The 21,993-nt window shown below is 36.0% G+C and carries 19 protein-coding genes and 1 pseudogene; 2 read left to right on the top strand and 18 right to left on the bottom strand.

Going from position 1 to position 21,993, the window contains the following annotated elements:
* Window positions 1-37: 37 nt before the first annotated feature.
* From ACQ4KW_RS03315 to ACQ4KW_RS03230, 18 genes and pseudogenes are all read right to left on the bottom strand, one after another.
* Window positions 38-385 (bottom strand): Mbov_0395 family pilin-like conjugal transfer protein, encoded by a 348-nt coding sequence (locus ACQ4KW_RS03315; protein WP_430885115.1) that lies wholly within the window; start codon window positions 383-385, stop codon window positions 38-40.
* Window positions 375-2,444, bottom strand: a complete 2,070-nt coding sequence (locus ACQ4KW_RS03310) for a VirD4-like conjugal transfer protein, CD1115 family (protein WP_430885114.1) — start codon at window positions 2,442-2,444, stop codon at window positions 375-377. The genes ACQ4KW_RS03315 and ACQ4KW_RS03310 overlap by 11 nt, the downstream gene beginning before the upstream one ends.
* A gap of 13 nt (window positions 2,445-2,457) precedes the next feature.
* A complete protein-coding gene (locus tag ACQ4KW_RS03305; RefSeq protein ID WP_430885113.1) occupies window positions 2,458-2,907 on the bottom strand; it encodes a hypothetical protein in 450 nt (149 codons plus the stop codon).
* A 16-nt stretch (window positions 2,908-2,923) separates the two neighbouring features.
* A complete protein-coding gene (locus tag ACQ4KW_RS03300) occupies window positions 2,924-3,121 on the bottom strand; it encodes a hypothetical protein (RefSeq protein WP_430885112.1) in 198 nt (65 codons plus the stop codon).
* 93 nt (window positions 3,122-3,214) lie between these two features.
* Complete coding sequence (locus ACQ4KW_RS03295; RefSeq protein ID WP_430885111.1) at window positions 3,215-3,880, bottom strand: relaxase/mobilization nuclease domain-containing protein; 666 nt, start codon at window positions 3,878-3,880, stop codon at window positions 3,215-3,217.
* A 5-nt stretch (window positions 3,881-3,885) separates the two neighbouring features.
* A complete protein-coding gene (locus ACQ4KW_RS03290; RefSeq protein ID WP_430885110.1) occupies window positions 3,886-4,200 on the bottom strand; it encodes a hypothetical protein in 315 nt (104 codons plus the stop codon).
* 47 nt (window positions 4,201-4,247) lie between these two features.
* A complete protein-coding gene (locus ACQ4KW_RS03285) occupies window positions 4,248-4,556 on the bottom strand; it encodes a plasmid mobilization protein (protein ID WP_430885109.1) in 309 nt (102 codons plus the stop codon).
* A gap of 168 nt (window positions 4,557-4,724) precedes the next feature.
* Entirely contained in the window at window positions 4,725-6,032 is a 1,308-nt protein-coding gene (locus ACQ4KW_RS03280; RefSeq protein WP_430885108.1) for a hypothetical protein, read from the bottom strand.
* Window positions 6,033-6,050: 18 nt separating this feature from the next.
* Window positions 6,051-6,177 (bottom strand): annotated as a pseudogene (locus ACQ4KW_RS03275).
* Between the two features lie 185 nt (window positions 6,178-6,362).
* Window positions 6,363-6,776: a DUF6075 family protein gene (locus tag ACQ4KW_RS03270; protein WP_430885107.1), complete on the bottom strand. Its 414-nt coding sequence runs from the start codon at window positions 6,774-6,776 to the stop codon at window positions 6,363-6,365.
* Window positions 6,777-6,789: 13 nt separating this feature from the next.
* A complete protein-coding gene (locus ACQ4KW_RS03265) occupies window positions 6,790-7,752 on the bottom strand; it encodes a DUF3991 and toprim domain-containing protein (RefSeq protein WP_430885106.1) in 963 nt (320 codons plus the stop codon).
* A gap of 3 nt (window positions 7,753-7,755) precedes the next feature.
* Window positions 7,756-8,016 carry a hypothetical protein gene (locus ACQ4KW_RS03260; RefSeq protein ID WP_430885105.1) on the bottom strand — a complete coding sequence of 87 codons (261 nt, stop codon included), beginning with the start codon at window positions 8,014-8,016 and terminating at the stop codon, window positions 7,756-7,758.
* A 3-nt stretch (window positions 8,017-8,019) separates the two neighbouring features.
* Window positions 8,020-8,736 carry a JAB domain-containing protein gene (locus ACQ4KW_RS03255; RefSeq protein WP_430885104.1) on the bottom strand — a complete coding sequence of 239 codons (717 nt, stop codon included), beginning with the start codon at window positions 8,734-8,736 and terminating at the stop codon, window positions 8,020-8,022.
* Window position 8,737: 1 nt separating this feature from the next.
* Window positions 8,738-8,986, bottom strand: coding sequence for a hypothetical protein (locus tag ACQ4KW_RS03250; RefSeq protein WP_430885103.1), 249 nt, complete (start codon window positions 8,984-8,986; stop codon window positions 8,738-8,740).
* A gap of 43 nt (window positions 8,987-9,029) precedes the next feature.
* A complete protein-coding gene (locus tag ACQ4KW_RS03245; protein WP_430885102.1) occupies window positions 9,030-16,136 on the bottom strand; it encodes a DUF6908 domain-containing protein in 7,107 nt (2,368 codons plus the stop codon).
* The gene (locus ACQ4KW_RS03240; RefSeq protein ID WP_430885101.1) at window positions 16,129-17,151 is read right to left on the bottom strand and encodes a ParB N-terminal domain-containing protein; all 1,023 of its coding nucleotides are present in this window, start codon (window positions 17,149-17,151) and stop codon (window positions 16,129-16,131) included. The genes ACQ4KW_RS03245 and ACQ4KW_RS03240 overlap by 8 nt, the downstream gene beginning before the upstream one ends.
* Window positions 17,144-17,926, bottom strand: coding sequence for a ParA family protein (locus ACQ4KW_RS03235; protein WP_430885100.1), 783 nt, complete (start codon window positions 17,924-17,926; stop codon window positions 17,144-17,146). The genes ACQ4KW_RS03240 and ACQ4KW_RS03235 overlap by 8 nt, the downstream gene beginning before the upstream one ends.
* Before the next feature lie 386 nt (window positions 17,927-18,312).
* Entirely contained in the window at window positions 18,313-19,602 is a 1,290-nt protein-coding gene (locus ACQ4KW_RS03230; RefSeq protein ID WP_430885099.1) for an IS30 family transposase, read from the bottom strand.
* A gap of 371 nt (window positions 19,603-19,973) precedes the next feature.
* Between ACQ4KW_RS03230 and tnpC the strand changes: the two genes are divergently transcribed.
* Entirely contained in the window at window positions 19,974-21,575 is a 1,602-nt protein-coding gene (tnpC, locus tag ACQ4KW_RS03225) for an IS66 family transposase (RefSeq protein WP_430883388.1), read from the top strand.
* A gap of 170 nt (window positions 21,576-21,745) precedes the next feature.
* Window positions 21,746-21,961 carry a helix-turn-helix domain-containing protein gene (locus ACQ4KW_RS03220; protein ID WP_430885098.1) on the top strand — a complete coding sequence of 72 codons (216 nt, stop codon included), beginning with the start codon at window positions 21,746-21,748 and terminating at the stop codon, window positions 21,959-21,961.
* The last annotated feature ends 32 nt before the right edge of the window (window positions 21,962-21,993 follow it).

Here is a 21,993-nt window from a genome sequence, read left to right as displayed (position 1 = left end):
AATTTGTTTTTTATTTTTAATCGGGACTTGCCCATGATTAAACGTAGTAACCAATAATCAGATTAAGTGTTGCAGAAGCTAGAACTGCTCCTATAACTGAAACAATTACCGTTACAATACGGTTGTTCCATTTCTTCTGATCGATTTCATCTGCTGCACTCCTTCTGATGAAGAAATAAATAATCAGCAAAACACCGACAATGGGAGCTAAAACCATTAGCCATGTCGTTACATCTTGAATCAATTTTTCAGTGCCTTTGACAATTTGACTGTCTTGAACCGTATCCGCCATAACTGGAACCGTTGATATCATTATTACGACCAGTGTTCCAAAGATTGTCTTTAAAGCATTTCTTGCTTTCATTTTTAGTGATTTAAGTTTCACCTTGTTCACCGCCTTTCATATTTCGCTTATAAACAAAATTCGATTTTTCTTCTTGGGTGTAATACTCCCAAATGTTCCATGTATCAATGGCATTAGGAGATTTTCTCTGATCTCGTTTTCCTTCTCTTTTTTCACGCACCTTTCTGTTATGTTCTTTGTCTCCAAGTCCAAAGAGGGTATTAAAAAACCACTCCGATAAATCTGGCATTTGCATCATTGCCGGGTGATTTCTCGAAGTGATTAATGTATATGGTCTATTGATTCGTCTGATCTCATCCACCGTTAATAAGGCTCGGTGGGTCAGATTAACGCTATGGGAACTTGATGGATTAGAATATTTACCATGAGATGAACTTAAAGAATAGGTAGATACAGTGTAATTCCCCAGCTTCTTGGATATTTCATCCAAAGTTCCCAAATCATCTGCCTGAAGATAAAGCCAAGTTTCACAGTTAGATTTAATCGTTCCAGCGACTTCTTTACCATACTTCTCATCTAATTGCATAAAACTTTGAAGGAATAAATTAAAGCGAATGCCTCTACCACCACCTACAGTCAGCTTATTTGCAAAATCGGGGATTTTAACAAAGTTACCGAACTCTTCAAGCATGAAGTTAACTCGTCTTTTTAATCGTCCACCTCTCTCATCTGCATTTTTAACAAGTTGCATATAGCATTGATTAACAAAGAGACTTGCTAAACTATAATAAGTTGTCTTTTCATCAGGAAGAACAATAAACAGTACCTGCTTGTCTGTTCCCATTTTCCTTAAGTCAAAGTCACTGGCTTCTGACATAGAATGAATGAGTGGGTTTGTAAACAGCCTTAATGTTGTCAGTGCTGAAGTATAAAATGATCCCCTAGTTTTGCTTGGAGCAACTTCACTTATGGCAAGTAAGGCTTTTGCAGGATGATGTGCCGGCATGTTCTTCATGTATTTAATGATAGGCATTGCGCCATCCACCACTTTGCACATCTCACTGATGAAGAAATAAACATTGCTCATGTTCTGATATCTTCTATCTTTACCATTGCGATTATCATAAACGACTGCCATAATGGCACTTGCAATAATACTGGCTTCTCCATTGGTCCATATTTTTTCATTATGGCTATTTTCGGGTACAAGGGCAGCTGTTAAATCCCATGTGGCATCAACTGCTTTAGGAATATCATTTTCATCAATGGCATCAATGACCGGCTGTAAGAAGTTATACCGATCACTCTTTAGAGGGTTTTTAAAATCAATGCAAATCACTTCATAACCAAGAACTTCAAAATAGGGATAGGTATAAGTGAAGATTTCACCTTTTGGATCACTAATAACTAAGCTTTCAGCTGAAAGTCCCAGTAGTCCAACAGATTGAAGCACTACAGACCTTGTTTTTCCTGATCGTGTTGCACCAATACAGAGACTATGAGTATCCTCATCAATGTAAAATATCTTTTCAGTATCTCCCTCTTTATGAAAACCAACAACGATACCGCCTTGGTTTAGCTTGGGTAACGGATATTCCTGCGTATCGGTTTCTGGTAAGTCTTTTTCATTTGACTTTTCATTACTTCTTTCTGATAGTCTTTGAAGGGTTTCTCCTTGGGATAAGTTTTCTTTTTTTGAACAGTATTCTTTTTCTTCATCCAGCCTGATCCTTTCCATTAATATTTTTAGTTCGTTTCTTCTAAGCTTTATAGATTTAAAGCCTTTGTTTTTTTCTTCTTCTGTGAGCCATCTAGCTGATCCAAATTGCATTTGTCCTGCTCTAACCGGCGTTGCTATATCAGGAGTAATTGCTTCTAAATCTGATTGATAGGGCTTCATATTTGCCAGATAGAAATAAATAGAGCACAGAAGGATAAAGCCTTGTAAATAAAGAAATAGTGACAAATGTTGACCACTTGCCGTCATACTTTCAAAACATGATTTTATTGGGATAAAAGATAACACCTTCATTTTTCCTGACAATAAAAAATGTAGGTTCGTGGAAAAATAAATATTCATCCATAAACCTACAAGAAATATTAGTGCTGATATCATCAGCTTCAGTTGTTTATACTTCATCTTTCACATCACCTCACAGTTCTATCCCGTCATCAGCAACCATTTCGAGGTCTTCAAGCTTCTCATGGCGTAGAATCTCCGGGACAATCAATTCGATTTTTTCAAGAATCGAACCGATGGCTTTTTCGTCCTTATAATTCAAGTTACCATTAAGCCCCACATAATTCACTAGGCTTGAATGGATTAACTTTAAATCTGTTTCGCCAAACATCCGATTGGCATTAATAAGTCCTGCTCGTTTAGCAAAATCTTCTTTTGCAGCTTCAAGACTTGTAAAATAATGCCCCAATGTAACGAAGTTACCATCATAGGTATATCGCCAAGTCACAAATTCAAAGCCTACCTGCATTTTACCCATAGCTAGAACATGCCCATCATGTTCTAAAATTTTACGATAGCCATCTTTTAATCCATCTGCCTGCAATGGTTTGAGTTGATTGTAGAGTTCCATTAATTTTTTCATTCAATCGTCCACCTTTCTACATACTATTTTCACTTTCTTTGTCCCAGTTAAGACCTTTTCCTTTCTTTGATTCTTCAATTTTTTCTTTGAGTGCTTCCCCTTCCAGTGTTGATAATGGATAGTTCTTACCGGTATCTAATGGATCATCCATTTTGACAAGTTGTACTGCCGATAAAAGCATTTCCATTTTATTTCGAGAAAGCTTAGCATCCATCCTCTGGCTATTTAATTCAAAAGCTTTTAACAGTGCTTCTTTCGTAAAATGCTCTGGAGGATACAGCTTTCTGTTTCTGCATTTTTTGCCCTCTTAATTTGTAAAAGTAATATACTTTCTAGTATCACTCCAATCCACTTGATAGCCTAATGCATTCATATTAGCTATAAACTCTTCTTTGCTTCTGGCAATCCATTTCACTTTTTTCACAGCTAAATAAAGTTCATACTTCCAGCTATGTCCTTTTTCTTTAGAACGGTATTCGCCCCGATTGACATGGCTGCCTGATTTGCCCTGAGTAATAATCAATCCGTATTTTCTACAAATCTCATCGGAATAATCTTTCATCATTTGAAGCTGTTCTGCACTTTGTTTCCATTTATGTCCTGTCTCCTTATTAACAGTATTTACAACAAAATGCGTGTGAAGATGGTCTCTATCTGTATGGACTGCATAAGCAACCTGAAAACCTTTAAATGCTTCCATTTGAACCAGCTCATCAGCAATCTGTTTGACGATTTCAGGAGTCACCTTATCATATGGTGCAAAGCTCTGAGTAAAGTGGATATATTGTCTTCCTTTTGTTTTACTGTTGAGTTCTTTTATCATAAAGAAGTCGTTATAAGCCGTATTAACGTCACAATTATGACCACCTTTAAGATTCTCTTCTGTTTTAGCCGGATTGATAATATATTTAAGAACTCTTTTGAGCGCTGATAGGGTATTGTTTTTCCCGTTAATAAATTCAATAACAGCCATAAGCTCTACATCTCGTCTAACTGTTGATCTAATTCATTGGCTAAATCCTTTAAGTCTTCAATCATCTTTTGACTAATTTCTGCTTTAACACCTACAGCTTCATATAGATTCGATAATGCACCAATCATCTTTTCAGGTTTTTCTTCAAAAAGTTTTGATTGCCTAATGTCTTGTGATATTAGAAAGTCTTGTCCTTTAGCGTATTGTCCCTTAATTACAACATCAACTGCATATGCTCCTTCAGTAATCCCAATAGCCGTATATCTACCGTCATCCGACAATTGTTTAAAATACTCAGCAGCTTCCTGTAGATTATCCATCCATTTGCATCCGGGTCCGTACTGGTAAATGTGATATTTCATGTGTTTCACCCCTTCCGTTTCACTAATTTGCATAACTCATCCCACAAACCGGTGAATGCTTCTCTGGTTTTCGTTAGATTTACTTCTTTAATTTTTCCTTGGTGAGCTAATACAGTTAACTGATTTAAGTTATTTCCGACTTTGGATAATTCATGATTCATTCTTTTAATATCTTCAAAAAAAATAATCTCCTTGTCCAGTGCGGACAGAGAGACATATCTGCTAATGCTAAGATTTGCTTTTTTCGCTTCACCTACAATTTTTTGATATTCTTTTTCTGTAACTCTTAAGTTGATTCGCCTAGATTTATTCATAACACCACCTACCTTTATGAGAATCAACTGAGGGTTTGGGAGCAACGCTCCCAAGAATTAAAAGGGTATGGGAAACTCCCATCAAGCACAATGTCATACATTGTGGAAGCTTGCCCTCATGAAAGCAGAGCTTTCTTATTCGGTCTTTGGGGTATTGAAAATAAAAGCTTACTGCGAATTGATTCTGTCAATTTCACTCTGATAGCATTTATCAAAAAAATCTATTCCCTTCCTCAATTCAAATATCAATTCTCCAGCTTTATATGATTCAACTATTTTTTTTATTAATTCGTTCAGATCATCTCTATTAATTCTAAAAAACTCATGTGTTCCAAGGATTTGTTGAAGGTTAAAATTAAATGACGCATCAAAATTATATTCTGTCGTTTGACTGAAAACCAATAATATTTTAATTAAAATTACACGCTTCCACTCTTCATATTTAAGAAAATCTGCAATTGTTGAATTTTCATTTTCTAAATACTTGATATCTAAAAGTAAATCATCTATCATTTGTCTCAAAGTGAATACCGTTACCACAGTATGTGTTGACAACATTTCAAGATTTCTAATGTATAAATTGTATAGCCGTTTCATAGCTTTTTCACATGATTCTGAAATGACATCAATTCCGCCATTCAAGCTGTATATTCCAAAGGTTATACTATCTTTGGTCCCATCTACATTATATCTTTCCATTTCAATGAAATTCTCTTTTTTACAGGTGGCATTATTATTCTTACTAACTTTAACTTTGTAAATAATTACATTCCAAAAATTGAATATTACAAAACAGTTACCTTCATTATCAATATACTCATAAATGCTATTTGTACCAAGTTCACATAATTGACTTGCTACACTATAAGCATGAGCATCCACTACACATTCCACTATGCCATCTTTTTCATTACCATCTATAATAAATGAAACAATATCCTCAAATTTTACATTATAGCCAGAAACACTGTTTTTGTAGCAATGCCATTCATATGCAATTTTTGCTACAGTTCTTTTCATTTTTGTTGACATGAAAAGTTGTTCAATAGAAAACTTATATTCTACTGAGATTTTACTACTATCAATTTCTTCTGGATTAACACCTATCCTTTCTTTCAGAAGATTAATATTACCAAGAATTATCTTATGCCCATTTTGTTTAGTACTAAGAATTTGCTGGGTATAAAAAAATTGTTTATCACTTAAATCTACATTCTTGATAACTAAATCATCAATTACAATCTTACCTCTATATTTTATAGAAGCCCCTTCTCGTGTTTTAAAGCCTAGCTGGTTCCTAAAGTAATCTAATTCCTTTATAGAATCACTTTCAAACTCTTTATTAGTCTGGCTATTATGCTCTTTACAAACAAATTTCTTTTTTAGTTTAGCACCGGTAATAGCAAAAGGGATTATATCAGAAATAGATAGGTCTTCTGTTTTATTGCAATAAATACATTTCTCTATTGTTTCCAAGGTTTCACCTCCATTTATTGGCGGAGCAGGGAGGAATCGAACCTCCCATGTACTCTAACATATTATTAACGGACAAACCCTAGAACATTACTTCTATTCTCATGATATTAGTCGCATTGACCATCTGCTCCAGAAGTACAGCTCCTGCCACCATGCCTATATAAAACATAACAACTTTCATAAAATCAGCTCCTTTTTCTACTTTCATTTCGATATTCAGAGTCATAGTTTTACTAATCATCATTAAATAGACAGTAGTAATCATTGGATTTAATCCTAAACATGTTCAATTCTCAATAACCATATTATACCATAATTTTGAATAGTCTTTCAGATGAACTCAATTTCCATCTCTTCTTCAAGTTCCCCTACTATTTCTTTTTCAGTATCCGCATTAAAACGCATATCAATTCCACCTTTGGCAACCAGGAAGTTCTTACGGTCTAGATTATAAAACAGATCTCTTGGCGTAGTGTATTCATCTTCATAACCATTAAAGAGATTATATGCAAGCCTAACTAATGCCTTGCTACTGGAACAAAGATCTACTTCTCCACTTACTAATACTTCCGGATTGATTTCATGATTTTTGAAATCATAGATATGCTGACGCTTGATAAATAAATCTTCATTTCCACCAATGATATAGAAAAGTGACATCCTTTCCAAATCACTTGGATGTGTCCGATCTTTTAATATCATATTTTGAAAATTATAAGCATGATCCTTATTTAAGAAATACATAAACCGCCTCCTTTCAAAGCTCCATTTCTTCTTCCATATCCCTATCTAAGCTATAAATGGCTGATGGCTCATTAACATGCTCTGATTGATGACTCTTTTGAATCGCAAGCAAATCTTCATTAAAATCCTTACCAGTCGGACTATGCCTTAGCAGCTTATAATTCTCATGATACTTTTCATGAAACTGCTGACAAGCAAAATGCCCTGCTTCGTCATTGTCGAGGCAGAGCATAATTCTATTGATTTCTGGATGAAGTTTTAAATAATAATCTAATGCTCGATCAGCTACACCTCCAAGTGAAATCATATGATGATCAAAAGACTGGATGCCATGATACTCAAGCAATGTCGAATAACTCATCAGGTCAATGGGTGATTCAAAAACACATACCGTCGTACTGCTCCCTTCATAGGAAAAGGGAAATGCCTTATCAGAGTTTTTTACATCTCCCCGATAGGAATTCCCCCTAGTATTGGTACTGCGTACACTGGCGTATTTCGGTTCTTGCTTTCCATCATAGCCTACAAAGACACAGCTCCTATGAGTATTTTCATATAGCTTGTCCTGACTTATAAAATCGTAAACAACTTCTTTATCAATACCTCTTGACTGAATTAGATATGCAATTACATGTTTATAAGTATCATTTTTATCCGGTAATACAAACGCTCCTTTTTCATCATCAATAGGTTCAGGTCTTGGTGTAAAATCACTTTTTTCTGTACCAAGAAGTGTATACACCGCATCAACCCAGTTCTTGCCTTCCATTTCCATAACAAATTGTATAGGACCACCACCAGTATCTTTAGAAAACCAATTCCACTTTGCTCCGGTTGCATCGATGTAAAGTCCTCCGTAATCTTTGACTTTATAGGAACTACCCACCTTCTTGAGATTAAGTCCAATCTTTTCAGCATATGCAATGAGATTAATGCTATTTGCCTCATTAATTTCAGCTTCTGTAAATCGTTTCAAAGCTTAACACCCCTCATCCATATCACCAAAGTTTATTGTTTCAATATCCCCATCAAAGGTTTGAATCACTCGCTTTAATACACCAATTTTCTCGTGCTCTTCTGAGGCAAGTTCAAGAGACCTATGGTGTAGTAAAAAAGCTTTAATGCCCTGCTCCATAATATAGCTTTTAATCTTTTCCTTTGGTTCACCTGTTGCGCCAAGAATCCACGCAATGGTTTCGCCGTTATTTTCACGAATACGTTTTGTTCTGTCTTGATTCATCGATTATCCCTCCTGCATTTCTAGTTCTTCATCCATTGAAATATATTCAGCTTGTTCTTCTTCAGCTGCTGTCAGTTCAATTGGATCATAATTTGCAACATCTAATTTATTGCTTGGTAACACTCCGTTTTCAGCCATAGAACTGAAGCTATAACCACCTACAATAATATGATCAATAACATTAATATCTAGCGGCTTAAAGATATCGACTATACGCTGTGTTAAAGCGATATCTTCACGAGAAGCTTTCAAGCTGCCGCCGGGATGATTATGCGAAAGCAAAATATTACTGCAATCATTTGCAAGAGCCATTTTGAGGATGTCTCTTGGATATACAACTGCCATATTGGTAGTGCCTTGCGACACTGTTCTAAGCTCAATAATGCTATTGCTGTTGTCTAAAAAGGCAACCAAAAACCTTTCCTTATCCTTCACACCACCAAGCAATGAAGCGAAGTATTTCCCTGAATCATTAGGAGATTTAAAGGTGATTTTCTCGTTTTCCTGATCCAGCTTCAGCACATTATAAGAGGCAATAAATTCATTGAGTTTATTGATTTTTTCAAGCTGTCTGTCATTAGGATCAACAACACCTGGATGTTCCAAGATATTAAACGGGTTATTTTCTTTTGCATAACTTTTTAATTTACTCATTGGAATACCGGTCAGTTTATTTAAGCTTTGAAAAAAGCTATCCGAGTATTTTGCTTTTGTTGCCATATCACTGTCCCCCTTCCAATGCTTCTAATGATTTTGCTTTAGCTTCAATAACTTCTTTAAGCGCCTTAATTCTGTCCTTTTCAGCTTCATCAACATCCAAAGCATCAATGCTTGTAAAGAATGTCTGAATGCCTAATTTTTCTACTGCTTTTGCCACTTTCTTTTCGGAGCTTTCTGAAAGCTCCAGCACCTCACACATCAACTCAATGACGTTTTCTTGTTTGACATTTTGAATCATTTGTCTAGTCACTAAATTCCACTCCTTCCATTTAAAAAGCAGGGGATACCCCCTGCTAAACTGTCATTTCTTCATCATCTTCAGTTATCACATCTTCATTAAAATCATCTTCACTCACTGCTATGACATCCTCTCCTTTATCCATATCCAGTTCAGCGTTAAGCTCGAATTGTCGCTTTAGCTTCTGCGTTAATTCTTCCTCATACATAAATGGTTTTTCCCATTCTTCCTTGGACTGGATCATATTTCTTTCGTACTCATCAATCTGGCTTTCCGTTTTTTCAATGCGCTTTTCAAGCCCTTCTAAAAGGTTTTCAAGCCTGACCATATTACCGTGAGGACTTTCTCCAAATTCAACTTCGTATTTTTGTTGACCATGAAGAATCATCTTTTGCTGGCTAAAGAAATTATTCTTTAGGATTAAGAGATCAAATCCATTAAATGTACCCACATGAGCTTCTTTATCCGGTTCAAGTCTTGATAACAGCACTTGAAGATAAGTTCCGGCTTTTTCCCTTTCATCAAAGAATTTGCCATCAATATTGATTTGAAACTCTTCTGTCTTATTCATGTCTCGCTTGCTGATGTCCTTAATCAATCCTTCAAGGCGCTGTTTCGCCTGCTGAATTAGCTTTGGATATTTATAGGTGAAATTATCCTCCATGGCATACCTTCTGCTGTTGTATTCAGACTTTAAAAGGCTTAAACGACTGACTTCATTATCAATATCCATCTTTTCTTTAATCAATGGATTACCTGTCGCCAGTGCTTTGACTTCTGCAAACGATAATACAGTTTCATCAATATCCTCAGCATTTCTTGCAACGGATTTTCCTGTCATGATTTGGCTGATGAACCGCTGTTTGTTCTCGACAATCTGCCAGAGGTACGCATCAAAAGTGCCTTTTGTGACATAACGATAAATATTGACTTCTTCATTTTGATTGCCTTGTCTTAAGATTCTTCCTTCCCGTTGCTCCAGGTCGCTTGGCCTCCAAGGACAGTCTAAATGATGAAGGGCAATTAAACGGTCTTGAATATTGGTTCCTGTACCCATTTTGGCAGTTGAACCAAGGATAATGCGTTTGTTGCCACTACGCATATCTGAAAACAAGGTTTCTCTTTGAGCTTCACTATTCACATCATGTATAAAACAAACTTCTTTTTCTGGAATACCTCTCTTTATCAATTCTTCTTTGATATAAGGATAAACAGAAAAACGCCCATCTGTATTAGGCGTTCCCACATCGCAAAATATGATTTGTGTTCCTTTAAAAGCATCACTCTCTTTATATTCTTCAAAGACCTTATCAATACACTTATTGACTTTGCTATCGGGTTCATTTGGTGCTTCTTCATAAAGAAGTCTTGGGTCAAGTCCTAAAAGTCTTGCTTCATTGGTAATCTTCAGCATGTTATCAATCCGTGGGTCAACCATTCCATTTCGAATATCACTTGCTCTTTCAACAAAACTCTCCATGATCTCTTTTGTAAAATCACTGGTATCCGCTGAAACAATCTTGTGACTGTCACCTTTTAATTTTGGGACAGGTAGTTTAAGCATGTCTGCTGTTTTTACATCTGCCATGTTTTTAAAAATAGTCATTAGCTCTGGCAAATTAGAGAACTTAGCAAATCTGCTTTTATAGCGATAGCCCGTTCCTTCAGGCGCTAGTTCAAGACTTGAAACCACTTCGCCAAACTGGGCTGCCCATGCATCAAAGTGATGAATACCTCTTGCTTCTAGTTCTTTATTTTGAATATAACGCTGCATTACATACATTTCCGTCGTGGAATTGCTGATGGGCGTTCCGGTTGCAAAGATCACCCCACGTCCTTGATTGATTTCTTGGATATACTGAGTTTTCATTAGCATATCCATAGATTTTTTGCTTCGTGTATTGGAGATACCCGCAACATTTCTTATCTTTGAAAATACAGCACAGTTCTTAAAATAATGGGCTTCATCAACATAAAGACAATCAATTCCAAGTTCCTCGAAGTTGATGACATCATCTTTTGGACTGTCATGAAGTCGTTTGATTTCAGCTGTTAATGATAGCTTGAGTTTTTCCATCTGCTTAATACTCCAATTTTCACCATTACTTCTTTTTGCATCAGCAATAGCAGCAGAGATATCATTGATTTGCCTATGAATCATTTCTTCCTGACGCTCTTTCGATACAGGAATTTTCTCAAATTGCGAGTGTCCCATAATAACAGCATCATAAGCTCCTGTAGCAATACGACTGACAAAACGTCTTCGATTCGATTTTTGAAAGTCCTTCTTTGTGGTTACTAGGATATTTGCCGATGGATAAAGCCTTAAGAACTCACTACCAATATGCTGTGTTAAGTGATTCGGTACAACAAGGACTGCTTTATTAATCAGTCCCAGTCGCTTTTGTTCCATGCAGCTGGCAACCATTTCAAAAGTCTTTCCTGCACCTACTGAATGTGCTAGAAGTGTACTGCCACCATAGATAATTCTTGCAATGGCAGCTGTTTGGTGTTCTCTCAATTTAATGTCCGGATTCATTCCTGGAAACTTTAAATGAATGCCATCATATTCTCTAAGGCGGATATTGTTATAGTGCTGATTGTAATAATCGACATACTTTTTACGTCTCTCTGGCTCTTTGAATAGCCATTCTTTAAAGGCTTGTTTTAGCAGAGATTGTTTTTCTCTTGCCAGCATGGTCTCTTTTTTGTTGATAACATATTTTACGGTATCTCCATCTTCAACACGATCCTTAACCGTAGAATTTCTAAGATTCAAGCTGTCTTCAATGATGTAGTAAGCATTAATTCTTGAAGTACCATAGGTTTCTTTGGCTGAAACTGAATACCCATCTAATCCTTTGTTCTCAACACCAAAGCTTGCATTATAATTGTTGTAGTGAACTTTGATTTCATTTCTGCCACCGGTATTGTGATAATATCTCGGCGTTTTCAAGGTCTCATAGATGAACTGTTCATAATCTGCTGGTTCAATCCATGTGGTTCCTAACCTCACATCAATATCACTGGCCTCAAGATCAATTGGTTGTACTTTTTCTAGGGCAGTCACATTTTTTGAAAAGAGTTCCGGATTCATATCAGCAAAGACTTTGGCAAATTTAAGCTTTTGCCTCACATCACCTGAGAGATATTCATCAGCAGTTTCCCAGCCTCTCAAAGCATCATTTTCATCATACTTTTCAGGGTTCAGATAGATGTACCTTTCAAGCTCTTTAATGATAACTTCTGGTTCTTCATCATAAAGCTCAGCCATAAATGGAATGTCCACCATGCCTTTTTCATTTAAGGATGCTGTTAATGCTTCAAAAGCAGAATCTACATCGGTTATGGATTCATAAGGCTTAATGGTCTGTTTTGTAAACATATCTGCCTTTGTAACATGATGATCTTCATCCTCCACTTCTAAAGAACATAAAAGTGGATAGTCATTGTCATCACGAAAGGCATTGGCATTGGGTCTTGAGGTGATATAACCATAATCTTTAACGAATTCATCATAGATTTGATTTAACTTCTCTTGAGCCTTTTCAAGTGATTCTTTAGTACAGCCTTCCGTTTGAAGTGTAATTATTTCTCTTGTTATCTCCCGAATCGCCATCATGCCTTGAATCCGTTCAAGAGTCTTACCGGTATAATCCATCCATCTCATAATGGAATTTTCACGGTAATAAAGCTTTTCTTCAATAAAGGCATAACAATAATTCTTGTACTTAGGATCAGCGGGTATGTCGTTACTGTCCTCTTTTTTTGCCTGCTCATAATATCCGATTTCAGCTTCAAGATGAGAAACAGCTTCTGATAGTGCTTCTTCTAAATTAAAGTTGCTATCTGTATTAATACAAGTCGTATAACGGCTGTCACTACCAAACATCCTTTCATCAAATATCATCTCACCAAGCATCATATGGGGATGGTCAATAAAGTATTGATTGACGGGGACCCCGTTTTCATTATCTGCAACCGATAACCACGTTGGTATTTCCACCGACCGACGTTCTCTTTTTTTAAGAAAAAGAATATCTGCTGTCACATCGGTATTGGCATTTTCTTTAAATGCAGTATTAGGCAATCGAATGGCGCCAATCAGCTCAGCTCTTTCAGCAATATATTTCCTGACGGCTTGATCTTTTTTATCCATGGTTCCCTTACTGGTAACAAAGGCAATTATGCCACCAGGACGTACTTTATCTAGGGTTTTTGCGAAGAAATAATCATGGATCATGAAATTATGCTTATCATAAAGTCTGTCATATACTTTGTAATTACCAAAAGGAACATTGCCAATGGCTATATCAAAAAAGTTATCTTCAAACTGAGTTTCTTCATAGCCTTTTACTTGAATCTGCGCTTTCTGATAGAGCTGCCTTGCAATACGTCCTGATACATCATCTAGTTCAACACCAAAGAGTTTTGACTTATGCATAGAGTCAGGAAGGTGGGAAAAGAAATTACCAACGCCCATGGAAGGTTCCAAGATGTTTCCTTTTTTAAAACTAAACTGATCAAGTGCCTGATAAATGCTTTGAATGACAACAGAGGATGTATAATGTGCATTGGGTGTTGAGGCTTTTGCACTATCATATTCTTCTTGTGACAACAGTTTTTTTAGTTCACCGTATTCGTTGCTCCAGCCACTTGCCCCCATATCAAAAGCTTGAGGCATTCCACCCCAACCGACGTATCTAGCTAAAATGGATTGTTCTTTCTCCGTGGCCATACGGTTTTCTGCTTCAATGACTTTTAAAGTTTTAATGGCTTCAATGTTGGCTCTAAATTTTGTTTTCAGCCCACCAATACCAATTTCATCTTCAGGTGAAAACTGATAATTGATTTTTGTAGATTGTTCCTGCTTTTGGTTTTCATCCTTTACTGGGCCAATGGATACAATGCCCCACTTTTCTTCTTCAGTAAGTGGCTTCTCATTAGGAAGAATATCTATAACAAAATCAACACTTTCTTTTCTGAAAATCGGATATCCAGTTTGTCCTGCAAAGGTTAAATCCATAAGAGATACAGCATTGCTATCATAGTCAATGGACTCGATTTGAAATTTTCTTCCCTCAATATCCACTTCCATGCCTACTTCTAATGGATACTCATGGAGATCCTCATGTTCTAGATCCAATAAATCATCTGTTTCTGAAGGTGCTTCAACAAGGATTTCATGACCTTTATCATCAAAAGTCGGTTCTTCGTTCGCCTCGTCTACATCCTCTGAATAATAAGCCTTATAAACAATGTGACCTTGCCTAGCAATATTCGATAACCAATCTTTGAGAAAGTCATTTAGCTCATCTTCTAAATCAGGATTAACCAATTCATCACCGTGATACGCTTCATGATAGATTGCCATATTATCTTGCTGAAAAGTGGCTGCTGTTAATGTTTTTTGCTTTTGATCGACTATGAGTTCCATATCCGGATCACTCATTAAATCTCCATTTTGTTCGTAATAATGGGATAGAGAGATTCTATTCTCATAGAGTCTTTCAATGACAAGATCCATAAAACCAGTTGCTCTAAGCTTCATATAGCGATAACGTCCACTTAAGATACCAGGGGCAATCTTCATTAGCTTTTTATAATTCTCATGTCTTATATCATTTTCAGCGTAATTGATGTCAAATAATGTTGGTTGATAGATATCTTTTCTTGTTGGTGGATTATCGTTTTTATAACGGGGTTCAAAGTACTTACCATTAGCAATTAAGGCATCAATACCGGAAGCTACTTTAGCCCAAGATAAATGAATTTCTTTATCAGTATTATAAAGATCAATTGTAATCCCTTTACTGTCATGATTTTCAAAACCGCTTAGATCATCAGAGAATGTAACTGAACCACCACCAGTACCATATTCATTTTTTAGAAAGTCTGCTTTTTCTTTTGCAGTATGTTCTTCAGCAAAGAAATCAACAATCCGCTGTTTTCCACCTTGAAATCCTGAACCTCTTAGTAGTACCTTATCGATCAGTTCATCATCTGTTAGCTCCATAAAAAAAGAGCTACGCTCTGGCAGCTCTAAGTCCTTTTCTATCTCACCTTGAAGATGATTTCCTCCAGAACGATCTCTTCTGCTCTCGTTCGGATCATCTCCCTGTGACGATAACTCTGATAAGTGTTTGTTGGGTTCTGTATCGGTTCTTTCTGTAACATCTGATCTTGGAGTTTCTCCATCCTCTCCCATGCTTCCTCGTTCACTTGATGCATCAGCTGACTCAGCGTCCCTTCTGTCACTAGATAATTGTACCGATTGATGTGTTCCTCTTTCAGGTAATTCATCGCCATCTGCCCGTACTTCCCTAGTGGCTTCTTGTCGTAACTCTCCTCCCTCGAGATTTGAATCTGAGGATGATAAATCCCTTGTACTTCCTGGTAACTCAGTTCTACTGGTTTCATTGACGTTCACACTCCTTTTTTCTATTTTGATGGTCTTAATTTCTCTTTCAATTTCTCTTAAAATTTGTTCTGAGATTGTGCTTGTCAGATAGCCTAATCTTAAGGTTAATGCTTTTGTATCAAAATCTGTTATTGTACTAAATGCACCTAAACTACTTAACTTAGGTTCTTCAATACCCGAGCGAATGGCTGTCATGTACTCTATACTATCAACGAGAGACTGTATAAACTGTTTTGTAACACCTTCAAGGGGAAGTCCCGATAATTTAGTCTTAGACAATTCTTTTTCAAGACCTTGCTGAATATCCGAGGTATAAGCAATCACTGATTCATGGGTGCGCCTTGCAATCCATTCTGACAACGTATTAGCTTTAAAGCTTTCTAATAACTGTGATTCTAATGCTTCATTTAATTGCCATACTTTAGGAATGGTATGTGGCTGACCATGGGTATCTTCAATATCAAACAGATATTTTAGTTTTAAATAAGCACTTTGATCATCAAAGACTGCAATACTCTTAGCTCCCCTATTAATCCACCTGCCGATACGACGGTTCCAGATTTCCATATCAGCAACTAAGGTAGCTTCGGGTCTTTGGGCATATATGAGCACGGCATTATTAAAACTGTGCTTATATATCCTTGCGTGAAACTTTAGAAAGTCTTTCCATGCCTGCTCATCTTGCATGATTTCTTTTAAGATGTAATCATAAATTCCCTTGATTTCTGTCAGTCTACTCAATCAACTCCTCCCCCTCCTCTATGTCATGTGATTGGTTTTTCATCTGGCTAAAGTAAAAATCAAGAGCTTTTTCAATTGTTTTTTCAATAGCCTTCTTGTCTTCATTTGGATTAAAATATTTTGAAATGATTGTCGGTTGAATCTTGAATGGCTTGACTTTTCCAGTGCTTTTTAACATATCACCGCTGATAATCTGTTTGGCAGTATTCCAGTTTAGATTTCCTTCTTTCTCATACTTTCTCAAAAGTGCAGCTTTTTTCATATCTACTTTAAAGGTGTTTTCAGAAATAATGGCTTCCACCATTTCTTGATTTTCCTGTGATAGATAGGAAAGGTCAACGCCTGCTCGCATAGCAATTTTGCCTTCATCAACTAAGTCTTTTAATGGTGCATTTAATTCGTTGATACGTAAATATCTTGATATATTTCTTGGGGAAATACCGTATTCTTCACCAATATTTTGATCTGACCTTAACTTTTCGCCCATTGGGCGAAAAGTTGAATCAGCTGACAAATCAGGAGCTTTCGATAACTTTTCAATCTCATCTAACAGATCATTTCTTACTCCTTGATTCTTCATAGCTGTATGTCTAGTCGCAATAACTGTAGCTCTTTCAGAGTAAGCAAGTTCTGAAAAAGATCGTTGCATTAAATTTGTTTCAGTGACAATTAATGTCGCTTCTTCTTCAGTGAGTCCTTCTTTTATTACCGTTGGAATCTCAGTTAACCCGGCATCTTTAGCTGCATTAACTCTGTTATGCCCAGATAATATTTCAAACTTATCATCAATTTTCCTTACAACAATGGGAACAATCACGCCATAGTTTTTAATACTCTCAACCATGTCATTAAATCGTTCCCCCTCATAAAGCTTGAATGGATGATTTCTAAAAGGTATAAGCTCATCGAGCTTTAATGACGTGGTGCCATCTGTTTTTTCAGATGGCACTTCACTATGATTCTCACCAAAGATCGAGGCAAACGTTTCAACTTTTTTCATTTTTGTTTTATCCATTATTAATCAACTCCTTTGTCAGTTCCTGATATGCAATAGCAGCTTTATTCATTGGCATATAATCTACGATACATTTACTTTGAAGATTGGCTTCTCCAACTTTTACAGATTTGGGAATTCTAATATCAAACACTTTGATATGCTCACCATAAGCTTCATCCACCATTTCAATCATATTTTTTGATAGATTGGTACGTTCATCAAACATGGTTAGCAGAATGCCTTCAAAAGTAATACTTGGATTAATCCTTCTTTTAATCTTCATAATTGTATGAAGCAATAGTTCCAGTCCTTTTACCGATAGATACTCAGGTGTTGCCGGAATCAATACACTGTCACAAGCAGCCAATACATTTAATGTCATTAAACCTAAAGATGGAGCTGAATCTACAATGATGTAATCGTAATCATCTCTAAGCTGTTCTGTAATTGTTTTTAAAACGTATTCCCTGCTCATAGTACTTACCAAGTTCATTTCAATGGCTGACATTTCAATACTGCTTGGGATGACATCCACTCCATCGCTTTTTAGTATGTAGCTATCTTTTGGTGGAAGATCATCTTCATTCATAACAGCCATCATCAAATGATACAGTGTCGTATCAAGGGTCTCAGGTTTCTCAATACCAAAACAATCTGTCATTGAAGCTTGATTATCCGTATCAATTGCTAAAACTCTGTAACCCTCCTTTGCCAAAATCGTTGCTACGTTCCTGCATGTCGTGCTTTTTGCCACTCCACCCTTTTGGGATGCTACGGCTATAATTTTACTCATGATTTTTTTGCTCCTTTCTAATATTCACTTTATAATGTGATAATACATTTAATAATTAACTTAATCAAGATTTCACTTATTTTACGGTAAATTGAAAAACGGATTTCCCGTTTGTAAGACCAATTTCCCGTTTTGAAAATCGAAGTAACCTTTTGTAAACATAATGCACCTTTTGCAACTGAATATCTCGTTTTGTAAACAAAATTCCATAGCAGTGTTATGATTTTAGCTGTATTTTTGCTATAATTCATATGTAAACATGAATAAAATGGCATCATAAATAGAGGTCAAGATTCCTTCGGTTTTTTGTAATCGGAAAATCCACCCCTGTTTTTATGGTATTAAGTTAACTTATAATGCTGGTGGCGTTTGTTCGGTTTACAGTTTTAATCTTTGAGAAGTTTTGGTGTTAAGTTAATGTTTTCAGCGGCAACTGAAACATAGCCTAGCTTACCCAGTAGTTCTTTTCCGTAATAAAAGCTGAACGCGTCGTAGGGACTTTTATCGTTCAGCTTTTTGCGTGTGTAAGAATTTACATGATTCATCACTAATAAGATATCTTCCTGAGTCAGGTCATCAAACGATGAGCCTTTTGGAAGAATTCTACGAATTAATGTATGATTCACTTCAATAGCCCCTTTTTGGTAAGGAGCACTTGGATCACAATAAAACAAACGGCTTCTAAGAATTCCTATAGGACCATATTCAATAGCTTTTGGATTAGAAAATTCACTACCATTATCCGTCAGAAACACAGGAAATAGTTTCTCATAGTCAGCTCTGCCTAGAATTCTGTAGAGATAATCAAAGATATCAATAACAGACCTGGAAGTGTTTGCATCACGTATAAATGCCATCATAAAACTGGTATCTACAAAGTGTAATGTTAATAAAACTTTGCCGCCTTTATTACCAACAACAGAGTCCATTTGGACAACGGATGTTTCAGGATACTTGTTCATATAGTCCGTAAAATCCTTATACGTACGGTCAATACGACACTTTCTGTCAATCTTGAACTCAGACTTTTTATAACGTGGTCTGAACTTGACTTTCCTTGGCAGATCAATGTTTCTGACATCAAACAAACAAGCATCAACGTAGTTGTATAAGGTCTTTTCACTACACATCAGTTCATCCACATGATTGGCATAGATTTGGTGAATGGACTGACCTTTCCGAATCAGTGGTGAGATAATAGCGTTAATTCTTGCTATTTCGGCTTCATTGGTAATGATGCCACTCCTTGATTCAGAAATATTCTCAGAATACTTATTGTGAGCATCAATGGCACTGTAATAAGGCTTCGCCAATGTACATTTAGGTAATGTGTTACAACCATTACAGACATAAGGTGGCTTGAACTTGCTGACACAAATATCTTCTTCAAAGTAAGGGCACCCATCATTACAGATTTTACAGTTCTTACAATAAGGTTTGGATGGATACTTACATTCATCACATACTTTGGTTCTAGTACATTTAAGCCTTAGTTTACAAGCATTATAAGGATATCCACCATAACCTGTTTTTTTAATAATGAGATTACGTTTTATCTCTTTTGCTATTGTGGTTCTATCCTTAGATATAAGTTTAGCGATGGCTCCGAAAGAAAGACCAACCTTTAATCCGGCTTCGATTTCTAATCGCTCATCATAGGTTAGGTATTTAGACATAATCTGCCTCCTTTGATACGGCCACCAGCTAATCAACCGTAACAAGAAACGATGAAAATATCAAACAAAAGAAAAAGGAAAACCATCTATTTTTGGCTTTCCTGAATGAAACTAATCAACTATTCAATTTTATGTAAGGCAAAAATCCATACTCGTACATCTCCTTTTATTAAAGAGATTGTAACTATTCAGACAGGTGAAAATATCTAGGATATTTACTATTGGATTTTCGTACTTTTATACTCTGCTCCGCAAAGAAAAATAGCCTGTTTTTTTCTTTTAAAATCCAGTTGTAACTATTGAAAATACTGGATTTTAACCTCATTTTATGCTATAATATAAGTAGCTAAAAAAAGAGAGGAGATAGCAGCATGAATAACGATTTTTCTTCAAAAACAACTAAAGAGCTAATGGATAAAATTAACACACTTACCGCTGCTGTTGAATCTTTAACGACGACAATCAACAATCAAACCGACACAATCAACAATCAAACCGACACAATCAACAATCAAACTGACACAATCAACAATCAAACTGACACAATCAACAATCAAACTGACACAATCAACAATCAAACTGATATTATTAATAGTCTGATAGCCACTAATGCTGAGCAAGCAGAAACCATCAAGACCTTGAAGGAAAGCCTCAATAAAAACAGCAATAACAGTTCTAAACCTCCTTCAAGCGATGGGCTTAAAAAACCTAAACCAAAGAGTTTACGCAAGCCTTCCGGCAAATCTGCCGGTGCTCAGAAAGGGCACAAAGGCAACGGACTTAAACTTATGAAAACTCCTGATGAAACAGTACAGCATTTTCCGAAAGAATGTAATAACTGTCCGTTTAAAAAACAGTGTGATGCATGTCAGGTTTCTGAAACTAGATATAATATCGATATCATTATTGATACAAAGGTTACAGCTCATCAGGTAATGACATGTGAATGTTCCTATAGAAACAATGAAGTCATATCTGGTGTGTTTCCAGAGTCTATCAAAGGGCGTGTTCAGTATGGTGACAATTTGAAAGCGCTTGCTGTTACACTAAATACTGCTGGTATGGTAGGCATCAAACGTACTCATGATATTTTAAGCGCAGTATTCAATCTGCCCATTAGTACAGGTACAATTCATTCTATGGTTACCAATGTAAGTGAAAAACTAGAAGATACCGTAAATCTTATTCGTGACAAGGTCAAGTCACTAGATCTTGCTCATTTTGATGAAACAGGTTTACGTGTAGATAAAAAACTTCACTGGGTTCATAATGCTTCAAATACCCACTTCACTTATTTGACAGTAGAAGAAAAGCGGGGATCAATAGGGATGGACTCAAGTGGTATCCTCCCTGAGTTTAAAGGTATAGCGATACATGACTTTTGGAAACCGTATTTTACATATAAAAACGTTGATCATGGAATCTGCAATGCACACCTATTAAGGGAACTGACTGGTGTAATAGAAAATTATCCAGAACAGATATGGGCTGAAAATATGATCAATCTGCTTCTTGAGATGAAAAATCTAAAGGATACCTTAAAGAATGATGGTTATACAACTTTAAGCGAGTATCAATTGAAATATTTCAATTCAAAATACGATGCCATCGTAGAAGAAGCCATAAAGGCGAATCCAATACCTGATAAACCTAAAGGTAAACGTGGTCGCCATAAAAAAGGTAAAATCAGAGCTTTGATTGAACGCTTTGCATCCCACAAGGGGGAAGTCTGTCTATTTATAAATGACTTCAATGTTCCCTTTGATAATAACCAAGCAGAGCGTGATGTCCGAATGATTAAAGTGAAACAAAAGGTATCAGGAACTTTCAGAACCAAAGAAGGTGCAGATACTTTTGTAAGAATTATGTCTTATCTAGGAACTATGGCTAAGCATGGTATCAATTCATATACTGCGATTAAATCTGCTTTAAAAGGTCAATCAATGGATTTTCTTAAAGCTGTGACTGAATAGTTACAAGAGATTTATCTAAAAACTTAACAACTAGGTATGGAATTTAATTTTGCAATTAAGGCACTTATTTTACTTTCTAAATAGCAAGACATTCTGAACCAGACATTCTCTAAAATCGTTGCAGTTATTCACTAATAGGTGTATTATTTAACTTAGGCAGGTGATAATTAATGAAATTAACGATGGGTGAAAAGATCCGGATTTTACTTAAAAGAAAGAATGTAACGATTGTAGAACTTAGCAAAAGACTTGTAACCACAAATCAGAACATGGCAAATAAGTTCAAAAGAGATAATTTCTCTATGAATGAATTAGAAGCTATTGCAGATGCTTTGGATTGTGAATTTGAAGGATATTTTGTTGATAAGAATGGGGAAAGGATTTAGGTTTATGAATATTAAGTTAGTAAAAATTTCTA

This window comes from Tianxiuia mixotrophica (assembly GCF_050596425.1).
In the GTDB taxonomy this organism is placed as follows: Bacteria; Bacillota; Clostridia; order Peptostreptococcales; family Acidaminobacteraceae.
Note: the sequence above shows the minus strand (reverse complement) of the source record. Positions and strands in the feature narration are given on the sequence as shown.